Annotated in this window: 14 protein-coding genes and 1 pseudogene; 6 read left to right on the top strand and 9 right to left on the bottom strand. The window is 57.9% G+C overall.

All coding sequences use genetic code 11. The annotated features are described in order from the left end of the window. Positions 1-5: 5 nt before the first annotated feature. Entirely contained in the window at positions 6-1,751 is a 1,746-nt protein-coding gene (locus tag LG290_RS03550) for an IlvD/Edd family dehydratase (RefSeq protein ID WP_499836272.1), read from the bottom strand. Positions 1,752-1,957: 206 nt separating this feature from the next. Between LG290_RS03550 and LG290_RS03545 the strand changes: the two genes are divergently transcribed. The 6 genes from LG290_RS03545 to LG290_RS03520 all read left to right on the top strand — a co-directional run bounded on the left by LG290_RS03545 (position 1,958) and on the right by LG290_RS03520 (position 8,761). Beyond that, the gene (locus LG290_RS03545) at positions 1,958-2,986 is read left to right on the top strand and encodes a TRAP transporter substrate-binding protein (protein WP_499836271.1); all 1,029 of its coding nucleotides are present in this window, start codon (positions 1,958-1,960) and stop codon (positions 2,984-2,986) included. Between the two features lie 72 nt (positions 2,987-3,058). Beyond that, positions 3,059-3,667 (top strand): TRAP transporter small permease subunit, encoded by a 609-nt coding sequence (locus LG290_RS03540; protein WP_499836270.1) that lies wholly within the window; start codon positions 3,059-3,061, stop codon positions 3,665-3,667. Then, entirely contained in the window at positions 3,667-4,968 is a 1,302-nt protein-coding gene (locus tag LG290_RS03535; protein WP_499836269.1) for a TRAP transporter large permease, read from the top strand. The genes LG290_RS03540 and LG290_RS03535 overlap by 1 nt, the downstream gene beginning before the upstream one ends. Before the next feature lie 34 nt (positions 4,969-5,002). Beyond that, entirely contained in the window at positions 5,003-5,989 is a 987-nt protein-coding gene (araD1, locus tag LG290_RS03530; protein WP_499836268.1) for an AraD1 family protein, read from the top strand. A gap of 18 nt (positions 5,990-6,007) precedes the next feature. After that, complete coding sequence (locus LG290_RS03525) at positions 6,008-7,588, top strand: aldehyde dehydrogenase (NADP(+)) (RefSeq protein WP_499836267.1); 1,581 nt, start codon at positions 6,008-6,010, stop codon at positions 7,586-7,588. 3 nt (positions 7,589-7,591) lie between these two features. Further along, the gene (locus LG290_RS03520) at positions 7,592-8,761 is read left to right on the top strand and encodes a fumarylacetoacetate hydrolase family protein (protein ID WP_499836266.1); all 1,170 of its coding nucleotides are present in this window, start codon (positions 7,592-7,594) and stop codon (positions 8,759-8,761) included. Between the two features lie 119 nt (positions 8,762-8,880). On the opposite strand, the gene LG290_RS03515 is transcribed toward LG290_RS03520, so the two are convergent. The 8 genes and pseudogenes from LG290_RS03515 to LG290_RS03480 form a co-directional block, all read right to left on the bottom strand. Further along, positions 8,881-8,973, bottom strand: a complete 93-nt coding sequence (locus tag LG290_RS03515; protein ID WP_499837017.1) for a hypothetical protein — start codon at positions 8,971-8,973, stop codon at positions 8,881-8,883. Positions 8,974-9,011: 38 nt separating this feature from the next. Further along, the gene (locus tag LG290_RS03510) at positions 9,012-9,365 is read right to left on the bottom strand and encodes an MFS transporter (protein ID WP_499837015.1); all 354 of its coding nucleotides are present in this window, start codon (positions 9,363-9,365) and stop codon (positions 9,012-9,014) included. A 26-nt stretch (positions 9,366-9,391) separates the two neighbouring features. Further along, positions 9,392-10,005: pseudogene (locus LG290_RS03505) on the bottom strand (transposase); the annotation flags it as partial. A 32-nt stretch (positions 10,006-10,037) separates the two neighbouring features. Next, positions 10,038-10,259, bottom strand: a complete 222-nt coding sequence (locus LG290_RS03500; RefSeq protein WP_499836265.1) for a hypothetical protein — start codon at positions 10,257-10,259, stop codon at positions 10,038-10,040. A 317-nt stretch (positions 10,260-10,576) separates the two neighbouring features. After that, positions 10,577-10,732 (bottom strand): DUF4113 domain-containing protein, encoded by a 156-nt coding sequence (locus LG290_RS03495; RefSeq protein ID WP_499836264.1) that lies wholly within the window; start codon positions 10,730-10,732, stop codon positions 10,577-10,579. Between the two features lie 209 nt (positions 10,733-10,941). Beyond that, positions 10,942-11,700, bottom strand: coding sequence for a FadR/GntR family transcriptional regulator (locus LG290_RS03490; protein ID WP_499836263.1), 759 nt, complete (start codon positions 11,698-11,700; stop codon positions 10,942-10,944). Between the two features lie 103 nt (positions 11,701-11,803). Then, entirely contained in the window at positions 11,804-13,117 is a 1,314-nt protein-coding gene (gene argA / locus LG290_RS03485) for an amino-acid N-acetyltransferase (RefSeq protein ID WP_499836262.1), read from the bottom strand. Between the two features lie 129 nt (positions 13,118-13,246). Then, positions 13,247-14,512 carry an inorganic phosphate transporter gene (locus LG290_RS03480; protein WP_499836261.1) on the bottom strand — a complete coding sequence of 422 codons (1,266 nt, stop codon included), beginning with the start codon at positions 14,510-14,512 and terminating at the stop codon, positions 13,247-13,249. Position 14,513 lies beyond the last annotated feature (1 nt).

The following is a 14,513-nucleotide window of genomic DNA, read 5'->3' as shown; positions in this document are numbered from 1 at the left end:
CATCCTTAATGCGAGTGTCGCGGTACATCGGCGCCACGACAGCCCACCAAAAAGTCAAAATCACAGCCCTCGTCCGCCTGCAACACATGCTCGATATACAACTGACGATAGCCACCGTCGCTGGCGATACGCCGCGATTTTTCGGTGGGATCACTTTCGGCCAGGCGCGAGGCGAGTTCGGTATCGCCGATATCCAGATGCAAGCTACCCGCATCGCAGTCGAGCTCGATCCAGTCGCCGTTACGCACTGCCGCGAGCGGCCCCCCGGCAGCGGCTTCCGGTGCTACGTGGAGTACCACCGTGCCGTAAGCCGTACCGCTCATGCGGGCATCGGAGATGCGCACCATGTCAGTCACACCCTGTTCGAGCAGCTTGGCCGGCAAGCCCATATTGCCGACCTCGGCCATGCCATGATAACCACGTGGCCCACAGTGTTTCATTACCAATATGCTGGTCGCATCGACGTCAAGATCCGGATCGTCGATACGCGCCTTGTAGTCATCGAAGTCCTCGAAGACCACCGCGCGACCACGGTGCTTCATCAGCTCAGGCGTCGCCGCCGATGGTTTGAGTACGGCACCGTTGGGGGCCAGGTTGCCGCGCAGCACGCAGATCCCACCATCAGCCAGCAGAGGGTTATCCAGGGCACGGATGACATCATCATTGTAGAGCGGCGCATACTGAACGTTTTCCCACAAGCTCTTGCCGTTGACGGTGAAGGCATCCTTATGGGGTAAGCGGTCGGCCTCTCCCAGACGCCGCAGCACCGCAGGCAGCCCCCCAGCATAGTAGAACTCTTCCATCAAGAAGCGCCCCGACGGCTGAAGATCGACGATCGTGGGCGTGCCACGCCCGATTCGGGTCCAGTCATCGAGAGCGAGATCGACACCGATGCGCCCGGCAATCGCCTTGAGATGGATCACCGCATTGGTCGATCCGCCGATGGCGGCATTGGTGCGAATCGCATTTTCGAAGGCCTCGCGGGTCAGTACCTTCGACAGGGTCAAGTCTTCATTGACCATCTCGACGATGCGATTGCCGGAAAGATGCGCCAGGACATAGCGACGCGAATCTACCGCTGGAATCGCGGCGTTGTGAGGCAGCGAGGTGCCTAAGGACTCTGCCATGCACGCCATGGTCGAGGCGGTGCCCATGGTGTTGCAGGTACCTGCCGAACGCGACATCCCGGCTTCCGCCGCCATGAACTCGTGCATGGATATCTTGCCCGCCTTGACCTCTTCCGAGAGTTTCCAGACGACCGTACCCGAGCCGATGTCCTTGCCCTTATGCTTGCCGTTCAGCATCGGCCCACCGGTGACCACAATGGTGGGAATATCGCAGCTCGCCGCGCCCATCAACAACGCCGGGGTAGTCTTGTCACATCCTACCAACAGCACCACTGCATCCATGGGATTGCCGCGAATAGCTTCTTCGACATCCATGCTCGCCAAGTTGCGAGTGAACATCGCCGTGGGCCGCAGGTTGGATTCACCATTGGAAAACACCGGGAACTCCACTGGATAGCCGCCGGCCTCTAGCACACCCTGCTTGACGTGATCGGCAAGCTTACGAAAGTGGGCATTGCATGGCGTCAATTCCGACCAGGTATTGCAGATACCGATGATTGGCTTACCTTGGAACTCATGATCGGGAATTCCTTGATTCTTCATCCAGCTGCGATACATGAAACCATTCTTATCCGCGCTACCAAACCACTCGGCACTGCGTAATGGCCGCTGTCGTTGGGACATCGTAGTCACTCCTTAAAGGGTCACGGCCGATGGCCCAACCCGTATATGGCGTAAATTCGCCTAAAACGTTACTCCCTCCCCCCTGCATAGTCGATACATACGAAAGTATATGTTGAACAAATTAAATAAATGTTCAACATTATACATGCCCGAACGGGAATTACCCCTCCATGGAACAACAACAATCTTCTTCGCCGGAGAAACACATGCTCAATTCGAAATACACGAAATACAGCCTTCTTCTCACTGGTTCCGCTTTGATGCTAGGACTGTCCACAGCCCAAGCAGCCGAATATGAATGGAAATTTCAGGCCTCGGAGACGTCCGGTGAGCCGAGCTTTAAAATCAAGCAGGAATGGGCCAATAAGATCACCAAGATGACCGATGGCCGTATTGAAATCGAAGTGATGCCGATCAATGCCGTGGTGGGGCCTACCGAGACGTTGACCGCTGTCAGCGCCGGCATTCTCCAAGGACACATGACCGACCCCAGTTACTTCTCAGGACAGGATCCAGCTTTCGGCATGCTGGGTAACCTGGTGGGGGCTTGGAGTAACCCCTATGATTTTCTGGAATATATGAAATACGCCGGCGGCGAGGAACTCTACAACGAGCTGGTCGAGCCTTATGGTACTCACCTGATCGCTGCGGCCACCTTTCCTCTGGAATCAATCCCTTCCACCGTACCTATCGAATCTCTGGAAGATTTTGAAGGCCTGAAGATCCGCGCGCCTCAAGGCATGGTCTACAACATCTTTGAGCGTATCGGCGCGACACCGGTCAACCTGCCGGGCTCCGAGGTTTATACCGGCCTGGAGAAAGGGGTAATTGACGCTGCAGACTCCACGGTACTCTCCAACAACGACGCCATGGGCCTGCATGCGTTCGCTCCTTACCCTCTGTATCCCGGCTTTCACTCCATGCCGATGATTGCAGTATCGATCAACAAGGACATCTGGGATGGCTTGCCCGAGGAGTTGCAGACCACTCTCAACACTGCTTTCGATGGCATGTCTTATGACCTGATCGCGCGCCTCAAGCAGCAGGACATCGAGACCCTGCGCAAGCTTCAGGATGATCCCGATGTCCATCCCCACGATCTCTCTGCCGAAGACCGCAAGAAATTTCGTACTGCGGCGGAGCAGGAGTGGAAGGAGTGGGCCGACAGAAACGTGATGACCCAGAAGATCTATGACTCCGCCACCGATTTCCTGCGCTCGCGCAACCTTCTCTGATCCGGCGTCATTTAATCCCAAACGGCATATCGCTCGAGAAAGCCCCTCGGGCGATATGCGTAGAGACGAGTCATGCCGAAAAAAATTCCTGCTACCCAAGACCTCGTACCTGACACCCAGGATCTTTCCGACATCCTGGAAAAAGTCGAAGAGGTTCCACCCGAACGCACGGCGCTTGATCGTGTGGTTGCCCGAGGGGGTCGTGTCGCCGCCTGGTTGGTACTGCTGGCCATGGGCATCAGCGTCGTGGAAGTGTTCATGCGTTACGGGTTCGACAACCCTACTTCGTGGGTACATGAAACCGTGGTGTTTCTAATCGCGATAATCTTTGCCCTCGGTGGTCCGGCAGCCTTGGCGAGAAACAGCCATATCCGGGTCAAGGTGCTCTATGACAGCGCCGGTCCACGTCTCAAATGTTGGATGGACCGCTTGAACGATTTCCTGACGCTGTGCTTCTGCCTGACCATGAGCTATGCCGCTTTCCACATGTTCTGGGGCGCATCGCATAACCCGCTCGGCGAATGGTCGCTGGAGCGTTCCGGGACCTCCTGGAATCCGCCGTTTCCCGCCATGGTGAAGGGCGTGATCCTGTTCGCCCTGGTACTGATGAGTGTTCAGGCATTGCTGCATTTGATTCAGGCAATTCGTGCCAGGCCCGCCGCTACCGAGGAGACGAACTGATGGATATCGGAACCGCGACGATCCTGATGGTGGGTGCAATCTTTGCCCTGCTGATCACCGGTCTCCCCTTGGCTTTCATTACAGGCCTGGTGGCCCTGGCCTTCACCTTCGGCTGGTTCGGCGAGATGGCATTGCCGCTGATCACCAGCCGGGTTTACGGCTTCATCACCGAGTATTCGCTGGTGGCCGTACCGATGTTCGTGCTGATGGCCTCGTTACTCGACCGCTCGGGAATCGCCAAGGATTTGTTCAATGCCATGCGCGTATTCGCCGGACGACTTCCGGGTGGCGTAGCAGTACAGACCATTGTGGTGGCATTTTTCCTCGCCGCCCTGTCGGGCATCATCGGCGGTGAAATAGTGCTGCTAGGCATTCTGGCACTGCCCCAGATGCTGCGGCTGGGTTACGACAAGCACCTGTCTATTGGTGTGGTCTGTGCAGGTGGCGCCCTGGGCACCATGATGCCCCCTTCCATCGTGCTGATCATTTACGGCCTGATCGCCAGCGTCTCGATTGCCGAGCTGTTTACCGCGGCCATTACCCCGGCAGTGATCCTGATGGGGTCTTACATCGCCTACGTGATGGTGCGCTGCCTCAAGAATCCTTCTCTCGGACCGCCCCTCGACGAAACCACTCAGGACAACCCTTTCGCCAGCCGGCTCGATGCGCTCAAGGCCATCCTGCTGCCGGGTCTGATCGCCTTTCTGGTGCTGGGCACCATCTATGGCGGTATCGCCTCGGTGACCGAAGCCGCCGCCATGGGTGTGTTCGGGGTACTACTCGCCACGCTGGTACGCGGCGAATTCAACATGGGCATGCTGCACCACAGCCTGAGCCAGACCATGAACACCTGCGGCATGATCATCTGGATCGGTATCGGCGCCGCTGCCCTGGTGGGTGTCTATAACCTGATGGGCGGCAACCGCTTCGTCTCGGACATGATACTCGGGCTCGATGTGGCGCCGATCGTGATCATTCTGGTGATGATGGCCATCATGCTGGTACTGGGGCTGTTTCTCGACTGGATCGGCATCGCCATGCTGGCCCTGCCCATCTTCCTGCCAATCGTCATTCAGCTGGGGTTCGACCCGATCTGGTTCGGCATCCTGTTCGCAGTCAACATGCAGGTCTCGTTCCTGTCGCCGCCCTTCGGCCCCGCCGCTTTCTACCTGAAAAGCGTGGCGCCACCGGATATCAGTCTGAAAGACATCTACTTATCGGTTCTGCCGTTCATGGCCATCCAGCTGTGCGTACTGGCGGCGCTGTTGCTCTGGCCGCAACTGGCTATCTGGCCTCTTTGATGCACCGGCTCAATACCCCCATGAGGAAATCATCATGCGATTGATTCAATGTTCCCATCAGGGCCAAGTCCGCGCCGCCCTGGTGGAAAACGAACAACAGGTCAGGCTTCTCGATGCCGACACCTATACCATGGCGATGCGTGCGATCGGTAGCGGCAAGCCGTTGAGTGACATCGTCGAGTCGTCTATGACCGACAGCCGACTCGACTATCAGCAGTTGATCGATGAAAAGCGCTTGCTACCGCCATTGACTCATACCGACCCTGCCCACTGCCTGGTCACCGGCACCGGCCTCACTCACTTGGGCAGTGCCGACACCCGTTCGGCCATGCATGCCAAGACACAAGCCGACGAGACCGAATTGACCGACTCCATGCGCATGTTCAAGCTGGGTGTCGAAGGTGGCAAGCCCTCCCCCAGCGAGACGGGCGCCCAGCCGGAATGGTTCTACAAGGGTGACGGTGATTGCGTGGTGGCCCCGGAAACCGCGATTCCGGTACCCGGCTTCGCCAAGGATGCAGGCGAGGAACCGGAACTGGCCGGGCTCTATGTGATCGGCAACGACGGCACGCCTTGGCGGGTCGGCTACGCCATCGGCAACGAGTTTTCCGACCATGTCACCGAACGCTTCAATTATCTGTGGCTGGCGCATTCCAAGCTGCGCGCCTGCAGCTTCGGACCGGAGCTCTTGATCGGCGACCTGCCCGAGCATCTGGAAGGCAGCAGTCGCATCGTGCGCAATGGCAAGACATTATGGGAAAAGCCGTTTCTGACCGGCGAGGCCAACATGGCGCATAGCCTGGCCAACCTTGAATACCATCACTTCAAGTACGACAATTTTCGTCGTCCCGGCGATGTACATGTGCATTTTTTCGGCACCGCCACCCTGAGTTTCGCCGACGGCATCAGCACTCAAGAAGGCGATCGCTTCGATATCAGTCTGCCTGAATTCGGACGGCCGCTGCGCAACCCCCTCCGTTTTGAAACGGAAACGATCACTAGCGCAATTGCATCACTTTAATCACCCAAGGAGTTCATCATGACACTGGAAGGTAAATCACTGATCGGTCAAAAAACCGTCGGCGGCAATGCCGCTGAAATCTACGCCATCGACCCTACTACCGGCAAGAAGCTTGAACCCACCTACCAAGGCGGAGGACAGGCCGAAGTTGATCTGGCCTGCGAGATGGCTTGGGCTGCCTTCGACACCTATCGCGAGACCTCGCTTGAGGAGCGTGCGGTTTTTCTGGAAACCATCGCGACCGAAATCGAAGCCATCGGCGATGAATTGATCGAGCGAGGCATGGCTGAAAGCGGCCTACCCCGGCCACGTCTCGAGGGCGAGCGGGGGCGTACCTGTGGTCAACTGCGTCTGTTCGCCTCCGTGGTGCGTGCCGGTGAATGGCTCGATGTGCGCATCGACCCGGCACTGCCGGAACGTCAACCCATGCCCAGGGTCGACCTGCGCCAGCGACATGTGGCTACCGGGCCGGTGGCTGTCTTCGGCCCCAGCAACTTCCCATTGGCATTTTCCGTCGCCGGGGGTGATTCCGCCTCGGCGTTAGCCGCAGGCTGCCCCGTGGTGGTCAAGGCGCATTCGGCTCATCCCGGCACCTCCGAGCTGGTCGGCAAGGCAGTACAGAAAGCCGTAAAACACTGCGGTCTGCCGGAGGGTGTCTTCGCGCTACTCTACGGCTCGGGCCGCGATCTCGGTCAGGCACTGGTCGCCGATCCACGCATCAAGGCGGTGGGCTTTACCGGGTCGCGCCAAGGCGGAACCGCGTTGATGAAGACGGCCCAGAGCCGCCCCGAACCGATCCCGGTGTATGCCGAGATGAGCAGTATCAATCCGGTCTTCCTGTTCCCGGCAGCACTCGACAATCGGGGTGAGGAGATCGCCAAGACCTTCGTTGGCTCCCTCACCATGGGCGCCGGCCAGTTCTGCACCAACCCGGGTTTGGTACTCGCAGTGAAAAGTCCCGCTCTGGATGCTTTCCTCGAGACTGCAGGCACTGCGGTCAAGGAGAGTGCGGCGCAAACGATGCTCACGCCGGGTACCCACCAGTCCTACGAAGAAGGTGTCAATCGCTTCGCCAGCCATGCCAAGGTCCGTGAAGTGGCCCGCGGCCAGCAGGGTTCCGGCCCTCATGATTGCCAAGCGGCGTTATTTCAAACCACCGCTTCCGAATTCCTCGCTGACGAGGCATTGCAACAGGAAGAAGTGTTTGGGGCCTGTTCGCTGGTGGTGGAATGCTCGAGCATCGACGAGTTGCAGCACGTCGCCGAGCAGCTCGAAGGCCAGCTCACCGCCACCCTGCATATCGACGAGGGCGACCTGAGCAGTGCAAGAGCCCTGCTACCGACACTTGAACGCAAAGCCGGCCGTATTCTGGCCAATGGCTGGCCCACCGGCGTCGAGGTATGTCATGCCATGGTGCATGGAGGCCCTTACCCAGCCACGTCCGACTCGCGTACCACCTCGGTGGGCAGCGCGGCGATCCATCGCTTTCTACGTCCGGTCTGCTATCAGAACCTGCCCGAAGGGCTGCTGCCCGATGCCCTGCATGAAGGCAACCCCTTGGCTATAAGCCGGCTGGTGGATGGCAAGCGCGAGGTATAGGACATGAATGACGATAACAAGATGAGTGATTTTCTTCCCGAGGATCACACCCAGGCCCTGCTGGTAGGGCGCGTCTGGCGTCAGGCCCCTCGATCGGGCCCGGCGCTGGTGGTGATTCGCCATGGCGAAGTCATTGATATCAGTGCCGACTATCGCTGCATGGCCGACCTGCTGGACTGCGATGACGTGGTGGAGGTTGTATCGAAGGTCGAGGGGAAATCCCTCGGCCCGGTAGAAGCACTGCTTGAGAACTCGCTGGCAGAGCCGCCGCGAGCACCCTATCTACTCGCCCCTTGTGACGTACAGGCGATCAAGGCCTGCGGCGTGACCTTTGCCGTCAGTCTGATGGAACGAGTAATCGAGGAACAGGCCGCCGGCGACCCAGCTCGCGCTGTCGAACTCCGCCAGGAAATCCAGGCACTGATCGGAAGCGATCTGTCACAAATCGTGCCCGGCTCCGAGGAAGCCTTGGCTCTCAAGGCGGAACTGCAGTCCCGTGGCGCCTGGTCTCAGTACATGGAAGTCGGTATCGGCCCCGATGCCGAAGTATTCACCAAGGCTCAACCCCTCTCCTCGGTAGGCTTCGGGGCCAGGGTCGGCCTTCATCCTGCCTCACAATGGAACAACCCCGAGCCTGAAATCGTGCTGGCGGTGGATGCTCGAGGCACGCCCCGGGGAGCCACACTCGGTAACGACGTCAACCTTCGCGACGTCGAGGGGCGCAGTGCCCTGCTGTTGGGCAAGGCCAAGGACAACAACGCCTCCTGTGCCATCGGCCCTTTTATTCGCCTCTTTGACGATGTTTTCACCCTGGACACCGTGCGCCAGGCCCGTGTCTCCCTGCGCATCGAAGGTTCCGATGACGGCTTCGTGCTCGAGGACGCCAGTGATATGCGCCAGATCAGCCGCGATCCACTAGATCTGGTGCAGCAGACCTGCGGTGCCCATCACCAGTACCCGGATGGTTTCATGTTGTTTCTCGGCACCATGTTCTCGCCGATACAGGATCGTGATGGCGTAGGCCAGGGCTTCACCCATCACTTGAACGACACCGTAACTATTGCTACACCGACCTTGGGTGCCCTCGTCAATCAGGTAGATCGCAGCGATCGCCTGCCACCCTGGACCTTTGGCATTCGCCAATGGCAGGCCTATCTGACGACGCAACAATAAGCTTTCCCTTTCACTGCGTTACCACCAAGAATCGCCGGCATGCCCAGACCCGGGTGTCACCTGGATGAGCCGCCGGTGATTCGTTTCAGTGAGAAAGAGGTGATGGCACAAAGATGCCATTACCATCCGTTATGCCAACGAGTTGGCGAGGACAAGGCATAAGCCATACAGACTAGAGTGACGGCCATTCCCACCGAGCCTATCCAGAGCAGCGGCTTGCGACCGATCCTATCGATCAGCGCAATGGCAATCAGGCAACCACAATACCCACCCAGACGACACCGTGTACCTTACCGGTGGCCCGGTTGAGCACCGCGGCCTGTGCTCCCGGTCCAGTGTGGCATTTATCTCCTCCAGCTTGCCTTCCACCTCGTTTTCCCAGGCGCAGAACCTGGCGCGCCTTTTCCTCATTGCCAGTGCTGATGAGGAAACGCGGGCTTTCGGGGATGAACAACAGGGCGAGCAGAAAGATAGAGGCCGGCAGCAATTCGACCCAGAACACCCAGCGCCAGGCAGCATGGTCGAGCCACAGCACGGCGATCGAGGATTCGGCGATATCGGCGAGAAGGAAATCACTAAGGAAGGCGACAAACAGGCCGGAAATGATGGCAATCTGCTGGATCGTCGCCAGGCGTTCCCGATAGGCGGCTGGCGCTGTTCGCGCCGGGTAATCTCGGCCGGGATATCCATGCCATCGGCGGCGTCATCCCGATCCGCGGACTCGGCCCGCTGGGCCAACGCCTTCACCTCGGGCCTTGAACTGCGCCTCCAGCTTCTTGGCATGGCCATATGACAGCGCCTTGTGCTTGCTGGCATTGGCCTTGAGCTTGGTGCCGTCCAGGGCGATGGTACCCAGCTTGAGCAGTTTCATCTCGCGGGCCAGCAGCACCTGGACGAACAGCTGCTCCAGTTCCGGCAGGAAGCGCCGCCGGAAGGTGGCCAGCGTGTCGTGATCGGGATGGGTGTTGGCGGCCAGATAGCGGAACGCCACCGAGTCATAGGGGGGCTCGTTCGATCTTGCGGCTGGAATACACCCCGGTGGCATAGCCGTAGACCAACAACCCCAGCAACACGGCGGGGTGATGCGCCTTGTGTCCCCGGCCGGCGTACCGCCGCGTCAGCGCCGAGAGGTCCAACTGCTCGACGACGTCCACGACGAAGCGCGCCAGGTGGTCATCGGGCAACCATTCATCCCCGGCGTTCGAGATGGATAGTGTGGATTCATAGCTCACCGGCCACACCATGTGCGCATGCCAGCGGCTAAGGTGCGATGCTGCTATAAACTTGGCTTTCTTGTGACCGTGCAGTGGCACACATCGCCATCGATACTATCAATGCGAACAACAAGCGGGCGATCCTCGGCAGCATCTTCTTTAAAGGGAAGCCAGGTATTCGAATCGAGCGGCCGCACATACACCTTTCCCACCTCAGGCCCCTCCACTTGATCCGCGCCAATCTCTGTTTTCATGCCAACGTCGAGATAACTTATATCTTGCATGGGCTTCTCCTGTGTCAAAGAACACAGAGTAGCACCTGTGCATACTCATGCCGTAATGCGCTATGACCCAATCGTGACTCCAAATCCTGTTGCGGCGTGAGCGCGGTAGACTATTTTTATCCGGTCCCTTAACTTAAGTTATTTCCTAGGCGGTACTGGGTTGGCAATCTATTTGTACTGAGCCAGGGAGGCTCATCAGGGAAGGACGAGTCAGGATGACTTAAGCTCAAGGATGCGCAGGCAGGAAGCCTACGATGGAATACAAGGAAGGGAAGACACAGCCCGACCACTGGCCGGGCTTCTTTGTATCTCGCTTCTCACTTCACCCGCACGACTGGCAGCTCATCCCACCTGGTGGTGTACCGCGGCGAGCGATGCGCGCAGTGCAACTCCCATGCATTTCCTTTCCTCGGCATTCCCCGCCGCACTGTATTCTTGCCGTGCTCCTTGTTGAGATTGTCCAGCGTTGCCATTAATCGTTCGTTGCGTTCGCGCTTCTCATCGCTCAGGGATCAGCCAGCAGGCCCAGCTGCTCGTTATCGTGGTCGCAGAGGTCTATCAGCACCACGCCACATTTCTGGTGCCGGATTCCCGCTTTGTATATCCGTCCCAGCCGGGCTGTTGCGGCTTTGATTATTTTCCGGCTGCCGACCAGGCATTGAAGCGCTTATTTTTAGTGCTCTTACAGCAGTTCCAATTCTTTGCCCAGAATATTCTCAGCCGTTTTGATGCCCAACGCCTGGGCCGTGCCTTTCAGAACCTCTTGTGAAGCCAGGAAGGCTTCGCGTGGATTGCGGGCTCGAATATGTTCCATCACCAGGCGATGACGCTCAAGGCTGTCTTCAGGATCTGTCGCATTGATATTGGACTCCGACACCAGCAGATAGATGGAGGGTCGTAAGATATGCGAGAGCTGTGACCAGACGATATTATGAGTTGCCTTGAAAATAGCGACGTGAAAGGCCAAGTCGTAATCGCTGTGCAATTTACGCTCCGCCGCACAGCTTGCATTACGTAGATTTTCTCCCATCCCCTCAAAGGCTTCTTCGATAGCCACGAGATCACGCGCCTTAGCGCGTCTAGCTGCCGTCATAGCCACGTAAGGCTCGACATCCAATCGAAATGCCAGAATTTCTTGTTGAATTCTGGGGTTGGGAGAAGCATGGCGCGTTATCCAATTGGTCACGACGGGATCGAGGATATTCCACTCCTCATAATCTCTTACCTTGGAGCCATGCCCGGAAATCCGTTCGATAATGCCAAGATCCACTAATTGCCGAAGATCACTACGGACAGCGGAACGGTTGATGGAAAACTGTTCACAAAGATCGATTTCCTTGGGGACAAAATCGCCGGGCTGATAATGTCCGGAAAAAATATTTTCTGCCAGGTAATCGGCAACGCTAGGACGTCGGGGAGTCTTGAGTGGCTTTGCTGTCACGAGTCTTTTCCTAGAAAAGAATTTCACCATAGCTTGAAGTATGTTTAACATAATAGCAATTATGCTTAATACTTAGGATCACTTCCACTTACATCTCGGCAACTCATGAAAGCTCTTTGAGCAATACCTTGGATTTTCGCGCCTGGTTATAAGTGTCGCGTTTGAGTGGCGGGAGCTCTTCGAGGGTGGCCGGGCGAAAGCCATGCTCGACGAACCAGTGAGCCGTGTGAGTGGTCAGCACGAACAAGCTGCTTATGTTGTGTTTACAGGCACGGCGCTCCAAGGCTTCCACCAGCCTTTCACCACGTTCGCCACCTCGATAACTGCTGTGAACCGCCACGCAGGCAAGCTCGGCAATATCACTTTGCGGAAACTCGTGCAGTGCCGCGCAGCCGATCACCATACCGTCACGCTCGATCACCACATAATCGTCGATTTCATGCTCCAGGCGCTCGCGGGAACGTGCTACCAGCATGCCACGGCGCTCCAGCGGCTCGAGGAGATCAAGCAGCCCTGCGATATCGTTCAGGGTGGCAGGGCGCAACTGCTCATAGCGATGCTGGGTGATCATGGTGCCCACGCCATCGCGGGTGAACAGTTCTCCCAGCAGGGCGTCGTGATTGTGCCAGGAAAGCAGGTGCGTGCGGGCCACGCCTTGGCGTGATGCATTACAGGCAGCCTGCAAGTGACGCCTCAATTCACTGTCGGTTTGGGCATACTCAAGGCGGGGTTCGGCCTCCGCCGGGGTCAGCTGGCGTAACAAGGCCCCCGCTTCATCGCGCAAGCCTTCGGATTCCCCCAGCAAAATCAATTTATCGGCATTCAGTGCCACCGCTGTCTGCTGGGCGACTTCCGAGGCATCCAGATCAAACACTTCGCCGGTGCTGGAAAATCCCAGCGGCGAGAGCAACACCAGCGAGCCCTTGTCCAGTAGCCCCTGAATGGCACCACCCCGCACCCGGCGCACTTCACCGCTGTGGTCGAAATCCACGCCATCCCGGACCCCCAGCGGCTTGGCCATGACCAGATTGCCCGAGACCACGGTCAATTCCACGCCATGCAGCGGTGTACTCGGCAAACCCAGCGATAGCCGCGCTTCCAACCACAGGCGTTGATGCGCCGCGACTTGCTCGACCTGAGCCATGACCGTGGAATCGGCTACCCAGCGGCCGTCATGACGTGTGGGAACGATGCCCGCTGTCATTAGCGCCTGTTGAACCTGGGGACGAATACCGAACACCACCACCAGGCGTACGCCCAGGGTATGCAACAGGGCGAGGTCCTGAATCAGTTGTTCGCCGCGACCGGATGCCATGGCTTCACCTTCGACGAGGATCACGAAGGTTCGTCCACGGTGCGCATTGATATAGGGCGATGCGTTACGGAACCAGTCAACGAAAGGGAAACGCGTATCCAAGGGCCGCTCTCCGGCAGCAGGTGAAAGACAATATCCGCCCCTACTTTACCAGACCCACAAAAACGGCGGCACCACTGTCGTGATACCGCCGCTTTTTCGTTACGTCTTTCTAGCCGTGATAAGTCAACTTCAGCCGAAAATGGCCTTGAAAATAAAGAAGAAGACAATCGCCAAACCAGCACCGGCCGGCAAGGTAATCAACCATGACATGACGATGGTGCCGATCACACGCAAATTAAGCGCTGCCATACCCCGTGCCAAGCCGACACCTAAGATTGCGCCGACCAGCGTATGCGTGGTGGAAATCGGCAGGCCGGTACCCGATGCCAGTACCACGGTAGTAGCAGCAGCAAGTGTTGCAGCAAAACCCCGGCTGGGGGTCAGCTCGGTAATCCCGGTACCCACAGTTGCAATGACCTTGTGGCCGTAAGTAACCAGCCCGACCACGATACCGCCACCGCCCAGCACCAGCACCCACCAGGGCACCAAGGCAGCACTTTCGATGACACCGTCACTCTGTACCACGCTGATGACCGCTGCCAGCGGGCCTACGGCATTGGCCACGTCGTTGGAGCCATGGGCAAACGCCATGGCACAGGCGGTAAAGATCATCAGAACGCCGAATACACGCTCGACATTGGCATAGCCGAAGTGATCTTCGGCGTCTTTCACATACGTCACCCGGCGTTCCATGAGGATACCCAGGCCCATGATCAACAGCCCCACCCCAAGGGAGAGCAGGAAGCTCTGACCGAAACTGAAGTCGAGCCCGACGTGCTTGAGCCCCTTGGTCATGGTCACCATGGAAATGATGAACCCTACCAGGAACACATAGACAGGTACGTAGCGCTTGGCCGCCGCAAAGGGGTCATGGTTTTCAAAGATCAAATGATGCACGGACTTGAACAATAGAAAGCCCAGGGAACCAGCCAATAGCGGTGACACCACCCAGCTGGCGGCAATCATGCTGACTCCGCCCCAGTCGATGGTATGGGCTCCAAGACCTACCAGCGCAAAGCCTACAATAGCCCCCACGATCGAATGCGTGGTGGAAACCGGCCAGCCTTTCATGGAAGCGATCAGCAGCCAGGTAGCCGCTGCCAAAAGCGCTGCCAGCATGCCGTAGACCAACAACTGGGGGTCGTCCTTGAGCAAGGCAGGATCAACGATACCCTTGCGCACGGTATCGGTAACTTCCCCCCCGGCCAACCAGGCCCCTAGAAACTCGAACACCACGGCAATGATGATTGCCTGCTTGATGGTGATCGCTTTTGACCCCACCGAGGTGCCCATGGCATTGGCGACATCGTTGGCCCCCACACCCCACGCCATGAAGAAGCCGAATAGACAGGCTAGAATGATGAATACTTCACTGTACTGAGTAATGATCAGCATA

It is taken from the genome of Halomonas sediminis (assembly GCF_044871105.1).
In the GTDB taxonomy this organism is placed as follows: domain Bacteria; phylum Pseudomonadota; class Gammaproteobacteria; order Pseudomonadales; family Halomonadaceae; genus Vreelandella; species Vreelandella zhuhanensis.
This window is presented reverse-complemented; position numbering and strand designations above follow the sequence as displayed.

What these genes read in the sequence shown, in the direction of transcription:
- LG290_RS03550 (WP_499836272.1), bottom strand. Translation starts at nt 1,751, where the DNA reads ATGTCCCAACGACAGCGGCCATTACGCAGTGCCGAGTGGTTTGGTAGC.
- LG290_RS03545 (WP_499836271.1), top strand. Translation starts at nt 1,958, where the DNA reads ATGCTCAATTCGAAATACACGAAATACAGCCTTCTTCTCACTGGTTCC.
- LG290_RS03540 (WP_499836270.1), top strand. Translation starts at nt 3,059, where the DNA reads ATGCCGAAAAAAATTCCTGCTACCCAAGACCTCGTACCTGACACCCAG.
- LG290_RS03535 (WP_499836269.1), top strand. Translation starts at nt 3,667, where the DNA reads ATGGATATCGGAACCGCGACGATCCTGATGGTGGGTGCAATCTTTGCC.
- araD1 (WP_499836268.1), top strand. Translation starts at nt 5,003, where the DNA reads ATGCGATTGATTCAATGTTCCCATCAGGGCCAAGTCCGCGCCGCCCTG.
- LG290_RS03525 (WP_499836267.1), top strand. Translation starts at nt 6,008, where the DNA reads ATGACACTGGAAGGTAAATCACTGATCGGTCAAAAAACCGTCGGCGGC.
- LG290_RS03520 (WP_499836266.1), top strand. Translation starts at nt 7,592, where the DNA reads ATGAATGACGATAACAAGATGAGTGATTTTCTTCCCGAGGATCACACC.
- LG290_RS03500 (WP_499836265.1), bottom strand. Translation starts at nt 10,259, where the DNA reads ATGCAAGATATAAGTTATCTCGACGTTGGCATGAAAACAGAGATTGGC.
- LG290_RS03495 (WP_499836264.1), bottom strand. Translation starts at nt 10,732, where the DNA reads ATGGCAACGCTGGACAATCTCAACAAGGAGCACGGCAAGAATACAGTG.
- LG290_RS03480 (WP_499836261.1), bottom strand. Translation starts at nt 14,512, where the DNA reads ATGCTGATCATTACTCAGTACAGTGAAGTATTCATCATTCTAGCCTGT.